Origin of the sequence: Pseudarthrobacter sp. GA104 (assembly GCF_009741265.1) — a bacterium.
Classification (GTDB): Bacteria; Actinomycetota; Actinomycetes; order Actinomycetales; family Micrococcaceae; genus Arthrobacter.
This window is the reverse complement of sequence record NZ_WOWL01000001.1, coordinates 4339105-4359539: the sequence shown is the minus strand read 5'-3', so window position 1 is coordinate 4359539 and position 20435 is coordinate 4339105. Positions and strand designations below refer to the sequence as shown.

Genomic DNA, 20435 nt, shown 5'->3' with positions numbered 1-20435 from the left:
GGGATGGGTTTACGCTGTGCCCAGAATGTTTGAAGGTGTGCCTGCTGCGCTGCACCCTCCTGTGGACCTCGCTCTGGCGAAGGCCGTGGAGTCGATTCCGCATGGGGATGTGCTGTCCGGCGGTTCCGTTTTCGAGATGAAATTTGATGGCTTCCGCGCAGCATGTTTTGTCGGCTTGAGGGACGTGTGGTTGTACTCGAGGCAAGGCAAGGATCTAAGCCGATACTTTCCGGACGTTTTGGCTGCTGCGGGTAAGCAGATTCCACCGGGCTGTGTCATTGATGGTGAGCTGGTGGTGTGGTCTGGAGACCGGCTGGATTTCGATGCGCTGCAGCTTCGCCTGGTGACGGCCAAAGCAGCACTTCCGGCGCTCGTGCACGAGAGTCCGGCCTCGCTGATAGCTTTTGATGCTCTGGCCGTGGCCGGAAATGATATCCGCGGATTGCCGTTCCGGGACCGACGCACTTTGCTGGAAGAGCTGGCGCGTGAATGGGTACCGCCATTGAATCTGTCGCCCGTGACCAAGGACCGGGCGGTGGCGGAGACCTGGCTCCAAGAAATGCCGGCCACTGGCGTTGAAGGAATCCTGGTCAAGGGTGAGGCCCAAACTTATGAACCACGGCGCATCTGGCTAAAGGTCAAAAGCAGAAATGTTGTAGATGTTGTTGTTGCTGCGGTCATAGGTCCGGCAACCCAGCCGCGAGGCGTGGTCGTGGGTTTGCCGTTGCATGGACGATTGCGGATTGTCGGCCGATCCGGCCCCCTGTCGGCTCGTGCCGGAAGGGATTTGGCCCGCTACCTTCGGCCGCCACAGGGGAAGCATCCATGGCCGGAAAAAATCAGCGAGAGGTTGCTGGATAGATTCACCAAGGAATGCGGCAAGATTCGTCTGACTTTGGTGGAACCTCTGGTTGCGGAGGTCTCAGCCGACGTCGCCTGGTCGGGTCAGGCCTTTCGGCACTCGGTTCGCCTCGTGCGGGTCCGGCCGGATTTGCAGCCGGATGAGGTCAGCCTCCCGGCAGACTTCGAGCGGGAGTAATAGCCGCAGACAGAAAATGCCTTGCTTGCTGCAGTTCAATCACGCTTGTCCTCTGACACGCCCGCATTCACTTCAAGCCATGCCGGATCCCGTCTGGGTCCTACACTGCACTCGTGAGTAATAAGGAATCAAAGAGTGGCTTTTGGTCAAATATGGGTGTCGAAACCTTTGGACCCGTGGGTGTACTGATCATCGGCTTCTTTTGGAATAAGTGGGCAGAGGGAAAGACTTGGGAAGAAAGTCTCAGCCTCGGTTTGTGGATTGCGGGCGCTGTCTTGGTCCTGGTCCTCTTTGTAAAGAGTTTCGCGGTTCAGGGCTGGCGGGAAGCCGTATGGGTGCGCCTCCCCAAGCGAATCTGGGGGCTAAAACTTACTACCTCGGAGGACCGGCAGAAGTTGATGAAGGATGGGTATGACGATCATGCCCAGGAAATTGAGTTACAGAGGAGCCGTGTTGGTTGGCCCAGTTGGTTTGTAAAGGCGACGCAGTGGCCCGGCTCGTTCTGGCTCTACAACAACGGAGCGCCCGTCCGTAATGTTCGGATTGAAGCCGATCCGAAGTACTTCAGCATCGGTAAGCTCTCCGCCTGGCCTAACGAGACCTTTGATGCGATTGGCAGACAGTTCGAGGGTGCGGTTACGGAGAAGGGTCTTGAAGAGGGCGTCACCTTCACAGTCACCTGGATTGATAGCACTGGAGCTCCGCAACTGGGAAAGACCACTGCTCCCCCAGACCGGCTCATCCATCCTTCCTCCTAGTCGAACATGCAGGAATGGTTGATATTCAGCTGTCAACCACGATGAAGATCGCGACAAGGATAGCGACAGGGATGAGCAGCACGCCCGCCCCGGCAATGACGTGATCCCAGCCGAAGGGCGAACTGAGCCAGGTGGTGAATCCTGTCCATAGGCCGCCGACAAAGGCCGCAACCCGGCTGAAGAATCCGGTGATCCAGCCGATGACGGTTGCCAGTGATACCCCGCCGACCAGGCAGAGGCCTACGATTGCCCGTGTGCTTTTGAACATGGTGGGTCTCCTTACTTCCGGTCTTCGAACAGCAGGTAGTACATGCCGATGTGGGGTATGACGAGTACGGCGAGTGCGGCCCAGGCCCGCCTCGGGTCTTCGAGCACCCAGTCGATGCCGTTTTTGAGGGGCTGGGCATAGGCCAGCACCGGATCGAGGACATCAGTACGGAAGATCACATGGAAGATTCCGTATCCGATGCCTACGGCGATCGAGAGGGCAAGCAGGCGTCGCACGATAAGCGATGCCCGGGGGCTCAGTCCTCGACGACGCTCCTGGCCGGAGTTCTGGTCATGCCCGGACTGCGCCTCTGGCTCAAGTTCAGTCTCTTGCTCGTTCATTGCTTTATCCTGCCCACATCGAATGATCAGTCAATTCAATCTATGAGAAGCACTCAGCAATGAACAGAAACGACGTTTGAATGGTCAGTCGAACACAAGATCCGACTCTGTGGAGAAGGGCTCGTCGACGCCCCGGCCGGCGCGCGGTGTCCGGTTCTGCCCGGCGGTCGGCTGACGCTGCGCTGCCAGCTGGTCCAAGGTGAAGCCGATGGGGCGTCCGAGTCGCTGGCCGGCTATTTTGTAGACCTCGCTGTCCCGACGCGCCCCGATGGCGACGATTTCGCGCCGGGTGATTCCATCGGGTTGCTCTGGGCGGATGTCCCGGGAAACGATCCGCAGCGGCGGCTTCTCGTAGGCGTCGGCTCCGACGTAGGTTGTATCGCAGTCTGAAAGGTCTGCGAAATGGGGATTGTAATCCAGCGGCTTGGTCGGGTGGCGGCGTCCGTTGAGCCGGTGCAGCATCACGATGGTGGCCTCCAGCAACGCTTCGTCCTTGCCGTGCGGATGCTTGAGCGCCCGCTGGTTCAGGTGCTCAATGTCGCCGCGTGCCCCTGGTGTGAGATGGACCTTGATGCGCAGGCCATTAGTCATCGTCACGCGCCTTGCGGAGCATGGATCGGGCCGGCTCCCCCAGCTCATCGCCGAGCTCATCGAGCGTTATGCCCGGGTCTTCGGAGGCGTCAGCATCCTGGATACGGTGCAAAAGCTCGGACTGGAAGGCGTGCTCCTGGCGGACAGCGTCTGCATGGTCGCGCTTCAGCAGGCGGACGAAGGCTGCGAACGGGATGATCGCGGCTTCGGGGACGTTGTCGTCACCGAAGATCAATGGCTCGGTCTCACCGGCGCGATAGCGCTCGATCAGCGAACCGAGGTGCGCTGCGGTAATTCCTTCGGTCGGAGCGACGTTCACGGAGAACTTTGGGAGTGTCGTGTCGGGCTGGTCAGTGGCGGCGTTGTCGTCAGTCATGGTTCCAGTCTATTCGGGGTGGAATGGTTTGTCAGTGTCTCGTATATGACCATTCCCGGTGATTCGGCAATGGAATTCGAGAGGTGTGGAATGTTCAGAGGAACAAGCAAAGCCCGTGCACAGACCCCCAACGGGGTCGGTGCACGGGCTGAAGCCAGAGTGCGGGTCAGAACTCGCCTGACTCCGGGGCTACGTCGAATACGGGCAAGCCGAGAGCCTGCCAAGCACGGATCACCCTGGGGCGGTCCTCAAGTGCCAGTCGGACGTCGTAGTGGCTGCGGATGAATGTCTCGTAGATCTCGGTCTTGACGATGTCGTCGGGCCTTGAATCGCCTTGTCCGCGCATGTACAACGGGGCTCGGGCGGTCCACTCCCCCACGTGCTCGATGAGCCAGGCATAGGTGGCATTTCCTATGTTGACACCGTGGTCTTCAATGATGGGCCGCCCGGAGCAGAACAAGATCTCGAATCCGGCATCACGCAGTGCGCGGACGGTGTCGATCACCGGCTGGTTGGGAAGGTCCCAGGAGACGAGCCGGTACTCGTGGTGAGGCCGGATGAGGCTACCGTCGGGCAGGGTGTGCGTAGCAACTGTCCCGTCGATGTCGACGATGACGGCAGCAGGTCTGCTCGAGGTCATAATCTCTATTCTTTCTGGTGAGGACAACTCCGTTATTGAGGAGTTTGAGGTTCGACTGATTTCTTGTCCTTCGTCCCGGAATCAGTTGTTCGCCGCTGGGCCATCGCCATTACGTGATCCCGGTAGGAGACTTCAACGGCACCTTTTGTCACTGCCAGTCGACGCTTTGATTCGGTGACGTCGAAGTGCTCCTTCCACGTTCCCCGGTGCTGGATGTACTTCGGTTGCAGTCCCAGTCCGACGGCGAAGGTGATCAGTTCCTCGGTGCTGTCCGCGGTCATATGGCACCAACGGGAGTCATGAACGAAGGAACCTGAGCGGACCTTGGCCGGGATGTAGGCATTGTCAACGTAGACGGTCATTCCGCACCACTCTTCAGCAGCTGGTGGATGCCGGAGCCGAAGAGCGGATTGGTGCCGGGGCTTACCACCTTTGCTGTCTTAGTCATGGGTTGCTCCCTCGAGTGGGGACGTGCGGGCCAGTTGTTCGGTCTGGAGTTCGGCGACCCAAAAGTTCTCACCGGGCTGGATGAGTCCCTTTTCATGACCATGGCAGGTCAGCTCCAGGCTGCCGTCCCAAGTGTGTGGACCCTGAGAGATGGCAGTGCCGGGCGGTACGTCCAACGGGGCGTGCTTGTGGCCGTGGAAGTCCCGGCAGCCGGACTCGTCGTCGTTCACCAGCACGAGCGTGCAGCATTCGCAGAGAATGAAGGTCGTGTTGGCCATGGTTATCCCTCGTCGCCTTCGTCGTCGTACTTGCTGACATAACCGGTGAGGAAGTTGTCCTGGATCGGATCGAAATCGTGTTGCTCAATGAATTCCTCGTGGTACTCACGCGGGTCCCGGTCTCCGGGGTGCGGCCGAACAAAACCGATGGCGTTGGCGATCCACTCCAGCTCGTCCGCTCCTGACCACTCAGGCTTCGTGCCGAGCCCGAGCGCGATGGCGTCGACGATGTCAGTGTCTGTAGTCTCTCCCGGGTTCCCGTTGGTCCGGGACAGCGGCTTGCTGTAGTCCCGAATGAAGCCCATGGCCTGCAGGACCGTTTCGGGCAGGTAGTACGCGTTCCAGATGGCATCGGCCGCTTCGGTCGAGGCGTCGCCGCCGGAGAGTCCGCCCGAGATGTGGAGTAAGTAGCCGGCGATCGTGATGGTGTTAGTTTCGCTGGAGTTGAGCGCTTCTTCGAGGGCGTCAATGATCTGCAGGCCGGTCTTCCGGGTGATTTCCAAGGTAGGTAAGCCGTCTGCGTCCAGGTGCACCGCAGGGTCGAAGTCTTCAACGAGTTCTTCGAGCTGTGATTCCGGGTCATCGAACGCGAAGAGGTCGACGTCGATAATCTCGTTGATCATCTGGCGGCCGACTTCGAACGCCGGCGGCTGTTCGCGGTTGGCGGGAACGGCGATGGTGGCGGTGAGCATGCTGGATCCCATGGGGTCTCCTTGTGGATTAGAGGGTTGGCTGCGTGGCGGGAGCCCGGCTTAGGCGAATGTGTTGTGTGACGATCACTCCGATGGAGTGAGCATCCCGGCCCTCGGCGAGGTCATCGCAGCGAGTCCAGGAGCTCCTCAGCAAAGTCGTTGTCGTAATTCTCGGAGGCGGCGTCCTCGAGCGAAGCCTCTGGGTGCTCCAGGAAGTGGAGCCCGGCGTTGACGACGAGGTTAATTGCGTCGCGCAGCAGCTCGTCGCCGTCGTCCCGGGCGATTTCGAGAACCTCATCGGCGGCTCGGTTGAACGCGGTATTGATGCGTTCGTGTGTCGCGGCGTGCGGTTCATTGGTCCGGTCGAGGATCTGCTGGATCTCGTCGGAGAGAGCAGATCGGCCTTCATGGTAAGCGTCCCAGGTCTCGTGCTTGCCGGGGACTCTGAATTCGACGCTCTCGCAAAGCCTCCGGGCTTCATCGAGCACCGCCTGAGCCCTGGCCGAGATCTGCTCCTCCTCAAAGTGGTGGAGCTCGCGGGACTGAAGTTCCTGGCGGGCTCCTTCGATGGAGCTGACAAGACGCTCCCACTCGTCGAGAGACATGTGGATCTTCCCGTCGTAGAACGAGGTCAAACCGGAAGACCCGGTGGCGGCAATGAGCCGTTTCTTCAATTGGTCCAAGCGCTGGGTATCGACGGTCTCGTGGGGCATGACAGCTGTTCCTTTGTTCCGGGGTGAAGGAAGAGTTCGGCTCGACTGGCCAGTGCTATGCAGCATCCACTTCCTGTTTGGCGAGGTGTTCGCGCCAGAGGGTGGTTGTCAGAGCAATTGCGTAGCAGGTGAACAGGAAGTGGATGTCGTATTCCCGCAGGTTCCATTCACAGGTGTCGGAGCCGACGTGTTCCTCGTTCTCCTGCAGCCACTTGTGTGCCTCGGATTCACTGTCGGCATGCCAGCGTGCGTCGTCGAGGATTTCCTGGCGGCGCGTGGCCGGCGACTGCTCAGCGATCTCGGTGTCTCCGATTTCATACCAGTCGAACTCTTCGATGAGCCTGTCGTGCTGCTCGTCGGAGATGCCCTCGGTGCTCCAGAGGTGGTTTCTGGCCTCGTTCCGGGCTTCGTAAGGTCTTCACGGCTTGAGCGAGCGAGGGTATATGTGTCGAATGCGCCGCTATGGCTGACCTTCTCCTGTGCAGCCCAGTACGCCTTGAGGCTGGTCTGCATCACCTCGTTGTCGAGGCCTCGCAGCTCGTGGACCTTTTCACGAGCGCGAGCTGCTTTTCGTGAATGGTCTGAGCTTCGTCGCCGAGGGCTTCACTCTCTTCGAGGTGTTCGCGCACCAGCTGCAAGAAGATGTCGGGGTCGTACTTTTTCACCTCGTGGGACCGTCCGCCGCAGAGCTTCTCGGCCCAGTAGCGCACGTCGATGCTTGGTGCGCCATCGGAGTATTATCCTTCGCTCCGGCCCGCGATCGTGAAGAACTCGAGCATGTCGGGCTCTCGGGTGAAGACATGGCCGTCGGCGATGTCACCGCTGGTGGCGAGGTGACCGGGCCACGTAGTGACGTCCCAGCTCCACATGCGGGTGCCGGGGGCCTGGACGCGCAGGTGGCGGTACAGACCATCGTCGTGCAGGATGACCAGGTCGTGGTCCTTGGTCTGTTCGACGAAGTCGGCGTAGGTCTTGACATACGGATTTTCGGGCTTCTGGATGGCGGTCACGGTCATGGCGGGTCACTCCGGCAGGTGGTGGTCGAATCGATGGGTGGCCTGTCCAGGCCCTCGGCTTGGGGATCGAGCCGGTCCTTCGTGGGGTCAGATGATCGGCAGTGGCCGACCTGAGGGCTTGTACACGTTGTCGGCGTCGTCGAGGGCTGACTCGGTGAGGATGACGGTGGCCGGCATGAGGAAGGTCGCAACGAGGGCGGCGAGGCGCTGGTCGTCGGACAGGACGCGTTCGGGGATGTGGCCAGGAGCGTCAAAGAACGACTCGGCACGCTCGATCAGGCTGGCGCGGCGGGCCTGACGGGTCGGGAAGTGCTCTGCAACGGTTTGTCCGGGGCCGTATTGGGTGACGACCGAGAAGAGGACAGCGGGGGCAGCAGTCTTCTTCTTCGTTGTGCTCATGTAGATCTGCACACCCCAGCGGCGGCAGAGCTTGGAGATCGCATTGACGACGGCATCGGAGGCGGTTTCCCACTGCGATACGTGGGACTGGTACAGCTCGTGAATCTCGTTCGCACGGGCAGCATCGACCACGCCGGCCACGACGTCGGAGGCCGTGAGCAGCTGTTCGCACATACGCAGCCGAAAGGCAGGTGATGGGTAGTGGTCGTGAAAGATGATTCTGTCGTTGTGACAGATGACTAGGTCGTAGGTGGTGTCGGGGCCCGGTACGAGCTCGTCGGAGTCGACCTGGGTTCCAATGGTGGTCATGGCATGCTCCTTCGAAGCTGCGGTGGATCAAGAGGGGTGTGCGAAGAAGAAGGCGCGGACGTTCCGTCCTCCCCGGTCAGGGAGGAAGTGGAGCGTCCGCGCCTTCTGCGGTCATCGGTCAGACGGCCTCGGGGACCGGCAGCTGATCACCGACGGAGCCAGCGGCATCGTCGTCGACCATGAGGTCCGGGTCGATACCCTGGGCACGCAAGGCGTTCTTCTCGTCGCGCTCGGTCAGAGCGTTGACGATCTGCTCGTAGCTGCTCTGAATCGGCGGGTTCTTTACCGTGCCGTAGGAGAGCACGTACTGGCTCTTCATGGCGCGGGTAAAGGCGACGTAGAACATCCGCTTGGTGTCCTGGCTCATCTGCGTGTCCTCCTTGTAGAGGACGACGACGTTGTTGAACTCGAGACCCTTGGCACCGTGGATCGTCGAGACGACGAGATCGGCCTTGGACTCGAGGTTCTTCCGCTTGCGCTCCTGGTTCTTCTGCTTGTTCACGTTCAGCTTTTGCTGGTTGCGAGCGATCTCGAATCCCAGGAGGTTGTCTCGCAGGCGGTCGAAGAACGCCTTGTGCGGCAGCGTGCCCTGGTTGCACAGGGCGACCCAGCCGTTGATCGTGGCGCTGTTCTCTACCCACCACTGCGAGATGGTGAGCAGAATGGCCTTCTCCACGGCAGGGCTGCCAGCGTTCTTCGTTAGCTTGCCCATGTTGTCCTTGATCCCCTGGGAGACCACGAACGAGGCGTTGGCAGGCTGGACCTGCAGGACGTCGTTCCAGTAGAACTTGATGTACTTCGAGAAGATGTCCGTGGCGTAGACCCGGTCGCTGACGAGCGATGCGACGTGCTTGTTCGGGTATGCCTTCTCGAGCACTTCCTGGATCAGCGCGACCTCCCGTCGTGAGTAAGCGAGGAAAGCCACCTGCTCACCGCGGTCGAGGCAACCCTGGACGTAGTCCGGGATCACCGTGTTGCGCACGATTGGCTGCAGATCCTGCGTAACGAAGGTGCCGATCCGAGGCAACTCGCGGTAGTCGAGCTTGACCTTCGCTTGGAAGGAATCGGCTGTCGGGACCGCGAGCGAGTTAGCCTGCAGCTGGATGTTGGCGAACTGGTTGGTCTCCAGTCCACCGAGCACGACGTTGGCGAAGTCAAGGATCTCCTGGTTGCTCCGGTAGTTGGTCGTGAGCCGGAAGGTCGCGAAGACTCCCGAGCCCTCCAGCGTGTTGAGCGCCCTCGGGTTGGCCGAGCGGAACTCATACAGCGTCTGGCTGGCATCGCCGACGATGAAGAGCGACTGTGCGTGCTTGGTGATGTACTTCAGCACGTAGATGAACTCGAACACCGAGTTGTCCTGGACTTCGTCGATGATCAGGTACTTGCTCTGCACGTGGGCAGGCTCGACCATGTCGTCGATCTTCTGGTAGCAGATGATGATCTGCAGTTCCAGGGACGTCTGCTGGATCTGGTCCAGCAGCGCGATCACCTCGTCGAAGTGGTTCTCGACGTAGGTGTTCAGTGCCGTGAACGCGCCGGTCTTGTTCTGGTCGACCTCCAGCAGGCGATGACGGAACGTCGCTGCGAACTGGTTGTTCGGGTAGAAGATGTCGATCGAGTTGATGATCGTGTCGATCGCCGAGACCTTGTGGGTCGGGTGGTTCATCGAGTAGATGTCGATGATCTTCTTGGCGATCGTCATCGAGCCGACGTTCGGGTTCTTCTCAGTGATGTTGTCGGCCGCGGCGTTCGTGAAGCTCAGCACCGTGATGTCCGAGGCGGGGACCCCGCAGGCTTCGAGGTACTTGATGCGCTCGAGGATCACCGTGGACTTGCCGGTGCCCGCGCCGGCCTGGGTCATCACCAGGGGCTCATGCGTGGTGAGTGCGTCAAGCTGCTGCTTGGACAGGTGCGCCGGCAGGACCGGAGGCGTTACCGGCTGTGTCGGGGTCACCAGCTGGCTCTTCATCCGGTCAAGGTGGTCGAGCGTGTGGTTCATCAGCAGGCTCAGGTTCTGCTTGGACAGCTTCGCCGCGATTTGCTCGGAGAAGGTGGCGTCCAGCTGCTGGTGGATCCGGCGGTAAGCCTCCAGCGGAACGTTGTAGTTCTCCAGGTAGCGAAGCTGCACGGCGAGCATGTTCAGCTGTTCTTCGCTGGGGCTGGCCGGCATGTCCAGCACGTACTGGCAAACCTCGTCGGCAATCGCTTCGGAGTCCCAGACCTGGGCGAGGCGGGTGATGCGCTCGTGAATCGGGTACTCGTCCATCCACTCGGCGAGTTCGTCGAGGTTTGAGGCGGTCAGGCCTGCCGATGCGAGGACGTCTTCGATGAAATCACGGGCGTTCTCGGAAGGGCTGGTGTCCCACTGCAGGAGCACGGCAGCATCGTGGTTGCCGTATCCGTTCGAGTGGGCGACCGAGGTCGCGCGCTCGGGCTCCACCAGGCCCTGCTTGAAGAAGTAAAGCTCCATGCGGTACTGGATGACGAGGTCGCGGGCCATCTTGTCACCGGACTTGTCTTCGTACAGGGTCAGGCCCTGCGGGATCATGTCGAAGACGACGTCCCAGTCCTGGATCTTGTTGGCAGAAACATCGACGGAGAAGCGGTCGTCAACGTGTGGCACCGGCAGCGTGAAGGAGCCGCCCGAAAGGAGCGCTCGGCGCGTGATCGGGGCCAGCGGCACCGTGGAAGTCGTGATCTCGTGCTGGGTCGAGCTCTGCTTGACCTCAATGTCCCGCGCGATGGCGTAGGCGGTGTTGGTTGCAGTGTTGATCGGACGCAGGGCCTCATTGAGCAGCCCGGTCTTCTTGCCGGATCCGGTCAGCTTCGAGGAGAAGAACTTCGGGTCGGCAGCCTTTTGGGCAGCGACGGCAGCTGCGGAGAGGTCGATGTCATCGAGCAGGATAGGCATGGTGTCGTCTTTCGTCGGGCGGATCAATAGGTGAGTCGAGAGAGATTTGATTGGGGAGTCGTATAACCATTGTGACAGAGTCGTGTGATGAGTCGAATGCTCGTAGACGAGCAGTTGGGTCGTTTGGGTGCAGGTTTGAACACGGGAGGGCTCGCGTCAGACGACGAGCCCTCCCGTGTTCCTCTCAACCCACCCGTCAGGGGCCCTAAGGCCCCTGAGTCCGGGGGCACCGGCGTCAGCCGTGCAGCCCCGGACACCGCGCGCTACCCAGGCGCGCGGTCGTCCATTGCCGGGCTCACTCTTTGGGTGAGCCCGAAGGGGAGCCGACGTTGTCGATCTCCCAGGGATTGGCCTTTACGAGGGATCCGGAAGGATCGACCTCGATCAGGCCGAGCATGAGGGCGAGTTCACGGCAGTCGGCCGGACTCGCGGAATGGGCGGCGACCCCAAGTCGGGCCTTGTCAGAGAGCTGGGTGGTCTTATGGAGCAATTGCTCCCGGGCCGAGCCGGAGGCGGGGACAGTGACGGTCATGAGGCCTTCTCTTCCTGTGCAATTTGAGATGCAGCCGCACGAACGCCCCTGCCGTGGAATGTCCAGAGCAGGGGCGTTCGAGGAATCGGAGCGCGAATCAGTCGATGGTCGACGTTTCCGGTTCCTCGGAGGGAGCGATCACCGGAGCGGCTACCAATGCGGGAGCCGAGGAGGCAGCTGTCTGGGCGGCGAGAAGTCGGTCCTCGATCCAGACACGGACTGCTTTTCCTGCCGGTCGTGCACCCTGGGAGTCGACGAAAGTTCGCTCGGCGACCGCGCGTACCTCGTCGTCAGGCATCGACGTGGGCAGAGCCTGCGCCAGCCGGGGCTTGACGTCCAGGATCCGTTCACGCTGGCGGACGTAGTCAGCAGCCATGATGTTGCGGTAGGTCTCCTCATCAATGGGGTTGAATCCCACCACCAAGGAGAACCGTCCCAACAGTTCCGCGTCGAAGTGCTCACTCAAGGCCTTCGTAAGGCTCTTGTGAGAGACCGCCGTCGGGGCAGATCCGAACCCGATGTGACTGCCGCTGAGAGCTTCCCTTGCGGCATTGGTCGTGCAGATGACCAGGGCCTTGGAAAAGTCCAGCAGCTTACCGCGGGCGTTGCGGATGTACCCCTCGTCAAATGCGGAGAGGAACAGCCGCTGCACGGCCTTGTCAGCCTTCTCGAACTCGTCAAGCAGGATCACCCGGTGCGGGTTGGATTCGAGAGTGTCGAAAGGCAGCTCCTGGTTGGAGTCGGATCCGACATACCCCGGAGGGGACCCGATGATCTTGGAGGTCGACCACTCGGAGTGGAACTCGGTCATGTTGAGGATGATCGGCTCGGTGCCGGTCATCTGCTCTGCGATGATCTTTGCCGTCTCGGTCTTTCCCACCCCCGATGCTCCGGCGAGCATCCACGTCGTAGGGGTCTTGGTCGGGAACAGGTCCAGTTCTTCGCGGGCCAGACGGTCCACGAGTTTGTCGAGTACGTCGGCCTGTCCCTGCAGGCGGTTCATCAGGGTGCCGCGCAGTGTCGCAACGTCGAAGTCCGGGCGCTGCGCGTTGCCGGTCATCAGCCGCTTGGCCACGTCCAGGACACGCTTGGCCGTGAGCGGCACCTGCGGGATCGACCGGAGAGTTGCCACGAGGGCGGTGTCGCCGGCGGCCTCGGCCTGGACGATGAGCTTCTTCTGTTCCAGGACCCGGTCTGCCATCGCGCGGTCAAGCAGCGTGATGGCGTTGTCGGGGCGGTGCTGTCCGGCGCGGGAGTTCTCTTCGGCGATCCTGACCGTTTCGATCAGGACGTCATCGGCGACCATGATCTTGTGGTTGTAGTGGGCCACCAGGCCTGGGCGAACGGTCCCCAGGACAGCGAGCGTCTGTTCGACGGTCAGCTCATCGACGATGAGCTGGGTGAAGCGTCGTGCGAAAGCGGGGTCATCATCGAAGGCCCGGGACTCGTTCGAGGTGGTTGCGCCGATGACATGCATGTCGCCGCGGGCCAGCGCAGGCTTGAGGATCTGCGAGATCAGCCGCGCTTCATGGCTGCTGCCCGTGCTGGATCCGCCGGTGATCTGGTGGATCTCGTCGATGAACAGGATGACCTTGTTCTTGGGGTCTGAGACGAAGGCGACGATGGCCTGGACCTTCTCCTCGAGCTGCCCGCGGATGCCGGATCCGGCGATCAGGTTCGTGATCGGCAGCTCGTAGACAGTGTGGCCCTTGAGCTGGTCGGGGATGAGGGTATCGCCCAGCTCGATCCGGCGGGCGATGTCCTCGACGATCCTGGTCTTGCCGACGCCGGCGGAGCCTTTGAGCAGTGCATTCGGCTTGTTCTTGCTGATCAGCACTGAGAGGACCTGCTCGATGAGCACATCGCGGAACAATGTCGGGTCGGCGTTCTTGAACTTTTCGTTGTAGTCGACGAGGAGCTCCTTGGCTACGTCGTCGTCCTGATTGTTGCTGGAAGCGGGAGCACCCATTGGCGGGAAGCCCGGAGGTGTGCCGCCGCTGTTGTTCTTGTCATCGTCGGAGCCCGACGTGAAGTTGCTGAGGCCCATCTCGGGTCCCTCCTTTGGTATGCGCCTGGGTCGAAGAAGCGCTGGGTGGGCGCATCACAGGATCCCGGGCAAGGGGTACGGGTAGGTATGAGGTGAGAGTCGTTGGGAATCAGGTCGAAGAGACGCCGACCGGATGAAGCCGATCGACGTCTCTTCGGGGACAGCTGTTGGCCGGGTCAGATGACCATGCCAAGCAGCTTCTGGCGAATGCTCGCGTCGATGTGCTGCATCGCGTTGGCGTAGTCCTCAGCGGAGCGGACCATGTACTTCCAGTCCATGGCAGAGCACGGCGCGTAGTAGAGATTCGCGGGGTGCTCTTCGCGCCTGGAAGGCGGCGACCACTCGAAGTCGGTGATCATCAACGAGAGCTGTCGCTTGCGCTTCGGCGAAGCGTTGATGTAGTCCCAGACCTGCTTGAACTGCGTCCCGCCGGTGACCTTGGGTACCTTGCGGAATTCCTGCCAGATCTGCCGGGTCGATTTGTTCTCCACCTTGAGCAGCGTCTCCTGCGAGAGGATGTGGCTGAACGAGTTGAAGTACAGGTTGACGTTGAGTTTCTTGGCGATCCTGATCAGCATCAGCACCGCCTCCTGGTAGTTCTCCTCGGAGATCGAACCGGAGGTGTCGATGTAGATGTGTAGGTCGGGCATGTACTGCACCGAGGTGATCCGGCCGGGCTTGTTGAAGTCGTCCGGGTTGCGACGGTTGGCCTTGAGGAAGGTCGTCTTCGTCGTTCGGTAAATGTTCTGGGACTTGTTGACCTTACCCATGCGGCGCAGCACCCGGGTGATGTCCTTGAACAGATCCAGCTTGCTGGGCGGCTGCTTCCGGAACTTTACCTGGGCCGATCGTGAGCCCGGCTGGCCCGGCTGCTGCTTCGCGCCCATGGCTGCAGCCTTGGCTGCAGCGCGCGGAAGCGAGGTGAGCTTGGACAGGGAGGCATTGGAGACGACCTTGACCGGCGAGGCCAGCGACTGGTTGATCAGGTTCCACTCAGTGGTGACCTTCGTGGACGTGGCCCGGGCATGGGCTTCGACGTTGACGAGGACCAGTGACCGCGGGCAGAACAGCTCTCCGAGGGTGAAGGGCATGATTCCGGTGTCGATGACCGCAGGCGGTTGGCCCGTGGATGTCTGCTTGCGCTGCTGTTCGACGTAGTTCATAAGCATCCGGATGACCAGGCGGGCGAATGAAAATTCTTCATTGCCATCGGAGTCGTCCTTGCGCAGCAGCAGCGACTCGGTCAGGCCCTTGAGCGAAAGGTTCGCAAAGTCATTCAGCAGTCGGAGAGTGTCCGGCGGCATGATGTTGGCACCGGCCATGCTCTGAACCTGCTGGCTCAGCCAGATCTTGAAGCCGTCGAATGCCGCCGAGGACTGAAACCAGAATCCGAGCGTGTTCGGGTGGTACGCGTAGGCCACAGATGCGAAGAACGCGCTCTCGTCCGCTGAGCCTGCGAGCAGTCCCTTGGCTGCGGGGATGACGTCGTTTTGGGCGGTGTAGAGGACCCGGGCTGAGGGTGCGGGCCACTTGTTCCGCTGTCCGGCCTGGACAGCAAACAACTCCCCCACAGGCAGAGGTGTGCCCTGGTCATAATTGACCATGGTCTGCCCCAGCAGCTCCTTGGCTGTTTTCTCGGCGTTGGGGTCCATCGAATCCCCGAGGCAGCGCAGGATGAGGCCCTGGACGTCTGCGGTGATGTCCTTGCCGGAGCCGTCGGTGATGCTTGCCGGAGCACTGGGATTCAGCGGTTCGAGCAGTGGATCGATGAGGACTTTCTGGACGGCCGGCATGGGGTCGTAGTCGCCGGTGCACGAGATCGTGTGCAGGGCGTCGAGCACCGCCGGCTTCTGGTTCGTGACGGTGATCGTCATGTTGAGATCTCCTTCTGCTGTTTGAGGCGACTGCGGTCAGTCATCGGTGATGGCGTGGGATGCCCCGGGAGATAGCACCGGGGCATCCCACGCTGGCGTTGGCCGGGTTCGGCTCAGAGGAAAGCCGACAATGACGGCTTGACCGCGGTGACGATCGGAGTGTCGATCTCGAGGAAGGACTCCAGGTTCTGACGGTCGATCAGTCCGGTGGTCACCAGCTCGAAGAGCGTGCGCGTGTGCTCCGGTTCGATCTGCGTCGCCGCCTGGGCCAGCTGCTCGATGAGCCGGGCGTTGTCATCGGTCTCCTTCAACGCGTACAGCAGCGATCCGGAGACCTCGTTCTGGGTCAGGGTCGCGATCTGTGCGGCGAGGTCGGTGACTGTACCTGCGGTTTTGAGGCCCGCGTAGCAGTTCGGCTTCGGCACGTTCACGCGGTTCTGCGTCGGGCCGCCCGAGTTCGATGCAAGGTCCTCGGCGATCGTCGCCACCAGCTGGGTGGTGAACATGGTGTCCCCGGTGAAGGCCTCGATTGCCTCGTTGAGCAGAGTGGTGTCGCGGCTGTCGATCTGGACCGGGGTCGCGAGGTGGCTCGCCAGTTCCTGACGGTCGACACGGTTCAGCCACCGCGAGAGGTAGTCGATGGTGCGTGGCGTGGTGAGCTGGTTCATCTCTTCGCCGCCGTCGAACAGCTCGGCCATGGTGACATTGCCGTTGTCATCATCGTCGTCGCGGCCGTCGGCCACGATGGCGTTCGGCGTCGACTTCTGGAAGATGAGGCCCGGGTGCTGGGTGAGCACCTTTTTCACCCAGGGGTTCATGTCGCCAAGGACGGACATGAGCGTCGCGGCGTCGGGCTCCACGTGGAAGATCGCGAAGCGTGAGAGGCTCGCCTCGTCCAGGGTGGTGACGTTGCCCTTGTCGTTGCCGGCTACGACAATGCGGACGTTGCTCGGCAGCTCGATGTGACCCATGCGGCGCAGTGTCACCAGGGTCAGCGCGCCCGAGGTCACGTCCGAGGTGGTTCGGTTGATCTCGTCGAGGAACAGGATCGGCCATTCGCGCGGATTGGCCAGTGCGTAATCGATGGCTTCCTGGATGACCTGATGGGGGTAGAACACCTGCTTGAAGCTTTCGGTTCCGTCGTTCTTGGTGTACGGAACCAGGCGCGCGCCGGTGAGGTCGGCCTTGTCAGCAAGCTGGTTGCAGGGCAGGACGAAGGCCTTGGTGCCCATCGAGTAGGCCAGGGCCTCGACGAAGGAGGACTTGCCGATGCCGGGCTCGCCCATGAGTGCAGGTGTCGCGCCGACCTCGAGGGACTGCTGGATGAGGGTCGTCAGGGTGTCGTTGAACTTCATGATGATGTCTTTCTGGTCGTGGGCGAGCTGAGATCAAGCAGGAGAAAGAGACGAGAGGACGGTATGTGGTGCCGTATGCACGGATCGGAAGCAGGGCCCCGAGGCCCGGTGGAGGTGGCGGTGGAGCCCCGCTGCACACCGCCACTTCATCCCCGATCGGGCTCCGCCCGATCCAGTACTTCCCACAACACCTGCCGACAGGCGTTTCCCCAGAGACTCACCACGGAGCTGCGGATGCCTCACGTGCTGCCACCAGGGCAGCGGCACGGTCAAGGAGGAACGGCCTGCCGTTGCGCATCTGAGAGTGTTTGGGCCGGGGCTTGATCACCTTGAGCGAGGTCTGGTACAACAGCCAGGCTTGGTCTCCGATGGAGAATTCGGCCCCGAAGGAACGATAGGTGCGCAGTGGAAGCTGCATCCCGGTGTAGAGCACTCCGAGGACGGAAAACTCCCAACGGGAGAAGTCGTTATCGAAGTCCTCGGGGGTCTTCAGGCGGTCAAGGGATCCGGCCAGCGTCTGATTGATGATGGCTTGGGCGTATGGGATGTCGGGCATTTCTCCGTCGGTGCCAACCTCGGTCGCCGAGACGCTGAGGCTGGGCCGGGCCTTGGCTGCCAGATCCGCATAGAGATCCTCAACAGTGGAGAACCCGGACGGAGCGGGCAGAGCCGCGACGTGCTTGACGATGCGGTCAGGGACCGGGGACCGCGTGAAGGTACACCAGTGGTCAAGGAGGATCTCGTACCAGCCGTGCTCTTCACGAAGTACGCGCTTTTCGGCGGCCACGGGAAAGTCGTGGAGGTTTTCGGGCAGGGACGCGATCAGGTGGAATCCCTTGCCGGACATGGACAGCTCGGAGTAGAGGATCCCGGGCAGCCGCAGGATGTCCGCGGCCACGTCCGGCGGGCATCCCGGTTCGACGTCGATTACGATCAGGCCGTCGGCTTGGGCCTGCAGGTAGAAGGCGGCGTTGGCCGCATTCGGCAGCGCGCCCGTGAGGTCCTCGAGAGGGAGCAGGCAGGTGGAGTCCAGGGCGAACGCACCGCGCAGCGGGCCGACGTGGCGACAGCCGGCGTTGCATCCGTCGAGGAGGTGGCGCACGTCGATCGGGGCCTTGCGGCCCGAGTCCTCGTCGTCGAGCTCGCCGAGCTGACCGGAGATGGTCCATCGACAGGCGGTCGCCAGAGCGCGGATCGCGGGGTTGTCGTAGAACTGCGGGAACCATGCCCGTGGGTCGAGTGAGGTCATCTTGGGGCGCACGCTTTCGTTCGGCGGGAGAAGGGGTCTGAAAAAGACAAGACCCCCGTACTGCACGGATGCCAGCACGGGGGTCTTGTCGAGGTTGGGGTTGCCGGTTTTGGATCAGCCCTGGTAGGTGATCCCCGCCTGCTGGCCGCCGGCGTCGCCGGAGCCGTTCCACGGGCCCTGGGCCGAAGGCGCACCGACGGCTGAGCCTGCGTTCTTCAGCGCAGCATTCTCGGCCTCGAGCCGGGCGAGCTTCTGCTCAGGGGTCTCGACCTGAGCCTGCGGCTGGACAGCCGGAGCGGCAGCTTGGGGAACGGTGGCAGTCTGTACCGGGGCCGCCTGGACCTGCGCGGGAGCCTGCACCTGTACAGGTGCAACAGCAGCCACCGGGGACGGGAAGGACAATCCATCCTCGACATCGGTGCCTACAGGTTCCTCGCCGTTGCCGATGGCAGAGTCGGAGCCTGCCTGCGCCTGCACCGCACGCGGCGGGGCATTGAACACGATCCCGCGGGCAGCGAGCTCGCCAGTGGCGACGCCGCCGGCGTTGTAGTAGCGCGGGGCCTCGTTCACGATTACCTGGTCGAGCGACAGGCCACGGTTGGCGAAGTTCTTCGGCTTGTAGACGCGCAGCACGAGCGTCACGTCCAGGCCCTGGGCGAGCTCCTGGCCGGAGGTGTCCTGATCGAAGGTGCCGTCGCCCTTGTCGGAAGGGATGGCGATGATCGGCAGGTTGGTGCCCTTGGAATCGATCGAGTAGTTCGCACCCGTGTCCGGGTTCTTCTTGGAGACGTAGCGGCGCTCGGCGACGAACTGCTCCTCGATCGTCGGGTTCGCCGGATCGGCAAACTGGACCTCGGCTTCGGTGACGGTCGCGGTGGTGTGCGGCTTGCCCACGGGGCTCATGCCGTTCTGCACCTTGCGCTGGTCGCTGGCTGCCAGGGCCGCGCCTTCGATGAGGCTGGTGAGGCGTGCGAAGGCGAGCTTGCCTCGGATGAACACGCTGGTGCCCTCGGTGAGCTGGCTGGCGGAGATGGAGTAGTTGGCCATGGTGATGAGGTTCCTTCTGTTGAGGTGGTGCAATGGTCTGTGGAAGTCCGTTTGACTCGCCTATCGACTAGCTATTACTGCTCCTATTCTATCAAGATCGACTGGGCTATGAGTAGAATAGAAATGATGGATACGACTGATCGCAGGTGATGAGGACAGAGGAGAGGCGACAGGAATGACGGATACGATTTACAAGCCCGAAGGCACGGAGACCGGGGCTGCTCCCCCGGCGCGGCCGGCTGCTGACCGCAGTGGTCGCGTTGGGCCGCTGGGATACGGGAATGGCCCGGTGCTCGCGGCCGGGATCATGGTTGGCGGGGCGGTACTTTTTGCCGGATGGGGCCTGACGCAGATCCTCACGGCCGACGAGAGCGCCGCGAATGGTCCCGATGCGGCAGCCGTCGCAGCGGAGGCCCAGGGCAGCAATGAAGGCACCGTGACGGTGACTCTGCCGGACAAGGACGGAAATGGCATTGCGGACGAGCTTGAGCCGCCGAAGCCAGAACCACTGCCTGCAGTGCCTCCTGCGCGTGAACCGGACCCGAAGCTCACGACGATGGTGTACACCATTCAGCCGAACGACACCCTCACCAAAATCTCCGGCGAGACAGGCGTGCCTATCGGGCACCTTGTCGAGGCGAATAAGATCCAGAACCCGAACCTTATTTACGCCGGGGCGTCGCTTTTGATTCCGCCGGTGGGGTGATCGAAAGAGTTTGTTGCCTCGGGGATGGCGAAAGAGGCCCGGACGATGCTGATTTTTCAGCGAAGTCCGGGCCTCTTTCTATTGTGCGGGCGCTCAGCCTATGACTTTTCGAGCTGTTCCCGGAGTGTTCGAAGGCGAGCGATTTCGGCCTTCATGCGGTCGACGTCCGCGGTTTCGTAATCCTGCGGGTAGTTGAGCTTGTACTCGGAGAGCAGCTCGATCTTGGCGTCGATCAGCCCTTTCAGGTCGAAGCTGTCGAGAACCGCCTGGGCGAACTGGAGCAAGCCCTTTTCATAGGGGACACCGCTGCCCAAGGCCCAGCAGAGAGCCTCGAAACAGCTCTCGTCGTCCTCCACTGCGATGCCATGGGCGCTGATGACGTCATTGGCAGCCTCTTCGGCGGCATCCTGCACGGCTTTGCTTGGTTCAGCCATGATTAGGGGCCTCCTCTTCCTGTTGAGTCTCCGGAGCGGACGTTGGCGTCTGGATGGTGAGCCAGATCTGCATGGCTTCGACGGCGGTCGATATTTTGTCGCGCTTGTCGAGCAGGATCAGGTTCATCCATCCGACCGGCGTGAGTGTTTCGACTGTGAACTCGCCGGAATGGATTTCCAGTACCCGGTAAAGGCCTGCACCGGACACCTCGTAGATGGTCATCCCGGATCGATGAGTCTCGCGCGGGCGCTCGTACTTAATGGGCAGGTTTGATGCGCGGAGAGAGAGGGTCATGGATTGCTGCTCCTGCGGGTCGAAGATGTCGACAACGACCCGTGTCGCCTGGTTGCTGTTCCTGGACGCACCTGTACTGATCTCGTTGCCTATGGGGATGGTGGCCGCGGCGCGCGCA

General features: G+C 61.7%; 24 protein-coding genes. 3 read left to right on the top strand and 21 right to left on the bottom strand.

The annotated features are described in order from the left end of the window. Positions 1–25: 25 nt before the first annotated feature. Complete coding sequence (locus GK109_RS20030) at positions 26–1039, top strand: ATP-dependent DNA ligase (RefSeq protein ID WP_157242204.1); 1014 nt, start codon at positions 26–28, stop codon at positions 1037–1039. Positions 1040–1152: 113 nt separating this feature from the next. Then, entirely contained in the window at positions 1153–1797 is a 645-nt protein-coding gene (locus tag GK109_RS20025; RefSeq protein ID WP_157242203.1) for a hypothetical protein, read from the top strand. A gap of 25 nt (positions 1798–1822) precedes the next feature. Here the strand turns inward: GK109_RS20025 and GK109_RS20020 are convergent, their stop codons facing one another. The 19 genes from GK109_RS20020 to GK109_RS19930 all read right to left on the bottom strand — a co-directional run bounded on the left by GK109_RS20020 (position 1823) and on the right by GK109_RS19930 (position 18882). After that, positions 1823–2065, bottom strand: a complete 243-nt coding sequence (locus GK109_RS20020; protein ID WP_157242202.1) for a hypothetical protein — start codon at positions 2063–2065, stop codon at positions 1823–1825. Between the two features lie 11 nt (positions 2066–2076). After that, the gene (locus tag GK109_RS20015) at positions 2077–2406 is read right to left on the bottom strand and encodes a hypothetical protein (RefSeq protein WP_157242201.1); all 330 of its coding nucleotides are present in this window, start codon (positions 2404–2406) and stop codon (positions 2077–2079) included. A gap of 84 nt (positions 2407–2490) precedes the next feature. Continuing rightward, positions 2491–2997 (bottom strand): hypothetical protein, encoded by a 507-nt coding sequence (locus GK109_RS20010; protein WP_157242200.1) that lies wholly within the window; start codon positions 2995–2997, stop codon positions 2491–2493. Further along, positions 2990–3373, bottom strand: coding sequence for a hypothetical protein (locus tag GK109_RS20005; protein WP_157242199.1), 384 nt, complete (start codon positions 3371–3373; stop codon positions 2990–2992). The genes GK109_RS20010 and GK109_RS20005 overlap by 8 nt, the downstream gene beginning before the upstream one ends. Positions 3374–3539: 166 nt before the next feature. After that, positions 3540–4013: a hypothetical protein gene (locus tag GK109_RS20000; RefSeq protein WP_157242198.1), complete on the bottom strand. Its 474-nt coding sequence runs from the start codon at positions 4011–4013 to the stop codon at positions 3540–3542. 32 nt (positions 4014–4045) lie between these two features. Beyond that, a complete protein-coding gene (locus GK109_RS19995; protein ID WP_157242197.1) occupies positions 4046–4375 on the bottom strand; it encodes a DUF4031 domain-containing protein in 330 nt (109 codons plus the stop codon). A 78-nt stretch (positions 4376–4453) separates the two neighbouring features. Continuing rightward, positions 4454–4738 carry a hypothetical protein gene (locus GK109_RS19990; protein WP_157242196.1) on the bottom strand — a complete coding sequence of 95 codons (285 nt, stop codon included), beginning with the start codon at positions 4736–4738 and terminating at the stop codon, positions 4454–4456. 2 nt (positions 4739–4740) lie between these two features. Next, positions 4741–5442 (bottom strand): hypothetical protein, encoded by a 702-nt coding sequence (locus tag GK109_RS19985; RefSeq protein ID WP_157242195.1) that lies wholly within the window; start codon positions 5440–5442, stop codon positions 4741–4743. Positions 5443–5552: 110 nt separating this feature from the next. After that, positions 5553–6143, bottom strand: a complete 591-nt coding sequence (locus tag GK109_RS19980) for a hypothetical protein (protein ID WP_157242194.1) — start codon at positions 6141–6143, stop codon at positions 5553–5555. Between the two features lie 512 nt (positions 6144–6655). After that, positions 6656–6853, bottom strand: a complete 198-nt coding sequence (locus tag GK109_RS19975) for a hypothetical protein (RefSeq protein ID WP_157242193.1) — start codon at positions 6851–6853, stop codon at positions 6656–6658. Positions 6854–6880: 27 nt separating this feature from the next. Next, on the bottom strand, positions 6881–7159 hold the full coding sequence (locus tag GK109_RS19970) for a hypothetical protein (RefSeq protein WP_157242192.1): 279 nt from the start codon (positions 7157–7159) through the stop codon (positions 6881–6883). Positions 7160–7246: 87 nt separating this feature from the next. Next, on the bottom strand, positions 7247–7867 hold the full coding sequence (locus GK109_RS19965) for a hypothetical protein (protein ID WP_157242191.1): 621 nt from the start codon (positions 7865–7867) through the stop codon (positions 7247–7249). A 118-nt stretch (positions 7868–7985) separates the two neighbouring features. Next, entirely contained in the window at positions 7986–10778 is a 2793-nt protein-coding gene (locus GK109_RS19960) for an AAA family ATPase (protein WP_157242190.1), read from the bottom strand. Positions 10779–11073: 295 nt separating this feature from the next. Continuing rightward, a complete protein-coding gene (locus tag GK109_RS19955; protein WP_157242189.1) occupies positions 11074–11310 on the bottom strand; it encodes a hypothetical protein in 237 nt (78 codons plus the stop codon). 97 nt (positions 11311–11407) lie between these two features. Next, positions 11408–13357, bottom strand: a complete 1950-nt coding sequence (locus tag GK109_RS19950) for an AAA family ATPase (protein WP_157242188.1) — start codon at positions 13355–13357, stop codon at positions 11408–11410. A gap of 176 nt (positions 13358–13533) precedes the next feature. Then, positions 13534–15231 carry a hypothetical protein gene (locus GK109_RS19945; protein ID WP_157242187.1) on the bottom strand — a complete coding sequence of 566 codons (1698 nt, stop codon included), beginning with the start codon at positions 15229–15231 and terminating at the stop codon, positions 13534–13536. 113 nt (positions 15232–15344) lie between these two features. After that, on the bottom strand, positions 15345–16586 hold the full coding sequence (locus GK109_RS19940) for an AAA family ATPase (protein WP_157242186.1): 1242 nt from the start codon (positions 16584–16586) through the stop codon (positions 15345–15347). 217 nt (positions 16587–16803) lie between these two features. After that, complete coding sequence (locus GK109_RS19935) at positions 16804–17835, bottom strand: hypothetical protein (protein WP_157242185.1); 1032 nt, start codon at positions 17833–17835, stop codon at positions 16804–16806. A 114-nt stretch (positions 17836–17949) separates the two neighbouring features. Beyond that, the gene (locus tag GK109_RS19930; protein WP_157242184.1) at positions 17950–18882 is read right to left on the bottom strand and encodes a hypothetical protein; all 933 of its coding nucleotides are present in this window, start codon (positions 18880–18882) and stop codon (positions 17950–17952) included. Between the two features lie 175 nt (positions 18883–19057). On the opposite strand from GK109_RS19930, the gene GK109_RS19925 reads away from it, so the two are divergent. Beyond that, positions 19058–19588, top strand: coding sequence for a LysM domain-containing protein (locus GK109_RS19925; protein ID WP_157242183.1), 531 nt, complete (start codon positions 19058–19060; stop codon positions 19586–19588). Positions 19589–19686: 98 nt separating this feature from the next. Here GK109_RS19925 and GK109_RS19920 read toward each other — a convergent pair whose 3' ends face one another. Both GK109_RS19920 and GK109_RS19915 read right to left on the bottom strand, forming a co-directional pair. After that, positions 19687–20022: a hypothetical protein gene (locus tag GK109_RS19920; RefSeq protein ID WP_157242182.1), complete on the bottom strand. Its 336-nt coding sequence runs from the start codon at positions 20020–20022 to the stop codon at positions 19687–19689. Then, positions 20015–20317: a hypothetical protein gene (locus tag GK109_RS19915; RefSeq protein WP_157242181.1), complete on the bottom strand. Its 303-nt coding sequence runs from the start codon at positions 20315–20317 to the stop codon at positions 20015–20017. The genes GK109_RS19920 and GK109_RS19915 overlap by 8 nt, the downstream gene beginning before the upstream one ends. Positions 20318–20435: the final 118 nt, after the last annotated feature.

Excerpts from the sequence above, each read along its gene's own strand:
- GK109_RS20030 (WP_157242204.1), top strand. The coding sequence starts at position 26 with ATGTTTGAAGGTGTGCCTGCTGCGCTGCACCCTCCTGTGGACCTCGCT.
- GK109_RS20020 (WP_157242202.1), bottom strand. The coding sequence starts at position 2,065 with ATGTTCAAAAGCACACGGGCAATCGTAGGCCTCTGCCTGGTCGGCGGG.
- GK109_RS20015 (WP_157242201.1), bottom strand. The coding sequence starts at position 2,406 with ATGAACGAGCAAGAGACTGAACTTGAGCCAGAGGCGCAGTCCGGGCAT.
- GK109_RS20010 (WP_157242200.1), bottom strand. The coding sequence starts at position 2,997 with ATGACTAATGGCCTGCGCATCAAGGTCCATCTCACACCAGGGGCACGC.
- GK109_RS20005 (WP_157242199.1), bottom strand. The coding sequence starts at position 3,373 with ATGACTGACGACAACGCCGCCACTGACCAGCCCGACACGACACTCCCA.
- GK109_RS20000 (WP_157242198.1), bottom strand. The coding sequence starts at position 4,013 with ATGACCTCGAGCAGACCTGCTGCCGTCATCGTCGACATCGACGGGACA.
- GK109_RS19995 (WP_157242197.1), bottom strand. The coding sequence starts at position 4,375 with ATGACCGTCTACGTTGACAATGCCTACATCCCGGCCAAGGTCCGCTCA.
- GK109_RS19990 (WP_157242196.1), bottom strand. The coding sequence starts at position 4,738 with ATGGCCAACACGACCTTCATTCTCTGCGAATGCTGCACGCTCGTGCTG.
- GK109_RS19985 (WP_157242195.1), bottom strand. The coding sequence starts at position 5,442 with ATGGGATCCAGCATGCTCACCGCCACCATCGCCGTTCCCGCCAACCGC.
- GK109_RS19980 (WP_157242194.1), bottom strand. The coding sequence starts at position 6,143 with ATGCCCCACGAGACCGTCGATACCCAGCGCTTGGACCAATTGAAGAAA.
- GK109_RS19970 (WP_157242192.1), bottom strand. The coding sequence starts at position 7,159 with ATGACCGTGACCGCCATCCAGAAGCCCGAAAATCCGTATGTCAAGACC.
- GK109_RS19965 (WP_157242191.1), bottom strand. The coding sequence starts at position 7,867 with ATGACCACCATTGGAACCCAGGTCGACTCCGACGAGCTCGTACCGGGC.
- GK109_RS19960 (WP_157242190.1), bottom strand. The coding sequence starts at position 10,778 with ATGCCTATCCTGCTCGATGACATCGACCTCTCCGCAGCTGCCGTCGCT.
- GK109_RS19955 (WP_157242189.1), bottom strand. The coding sequence starts at position 11,310 with ATGACCGTCACTGTCCCCGCCTCCGGCTCGGCCCGGGAGCAATTGCTC.
- GK109_RS19950 (WP_157242188.1), bottom strand. The coding sequence starts at position 13,357 with ATGGGCCTCAGCAACTTCACGTCGGGCTCCGACGATGACAAGAACAAC.
- GK109_RS19945 (WP_157242187.1), bottom strand. The coding sequence starts at position 15,231 with ATGACGATCACCGTCACGAACCAGAAGCCGGCGGTGCTCGACGCCCTG.
- GK109_RS19940 (WP_157242186.1), bottom strand. The coding sequence starts at position 16,586 with ATGAAGTTCAACGACACCCTGACGACCCTCATCCAGCAGTCCCTCGAG.
- GK109_RS19935 (WP_157242185.1), bottom strand. The coding sequence starts at position 17,835 with ATGACCTCACTCGACCCACGGGCATGGTTCCCGCAGTTCTACGACAAC.
- GK109_RS19930 (WP_157242184.1), bottom strand. The coding sequence starts at position 18,882 with ATGGCCAACTACTCCATCTCCGCCAGCCAGCTCACCGAGGGCACCAGC.
- GK109_RS19925 (WP_157242183.1), top strand. The coding sequence starts at position 19,058 with ATGACGGATACGATTTACAAGCCCGAAGGCACGGAGACCGGGGCTGCT.
- GK109_RS19920 (WP_157242182.1), bottom strand. The coding sequence starts at position 20,022 with ATGGCTGAACCAAGCAAAGCCGTGCAGGATGCCGCCGAAGAGGCTGCC.
- GK109_RS19915 (WP_157242181.1), bottom strand. The coding sequence starts at position 20,317 with ATGACCCTCTCTCTCCGCGCATCAAACCTGCCCATTAAGTACGAGCGC.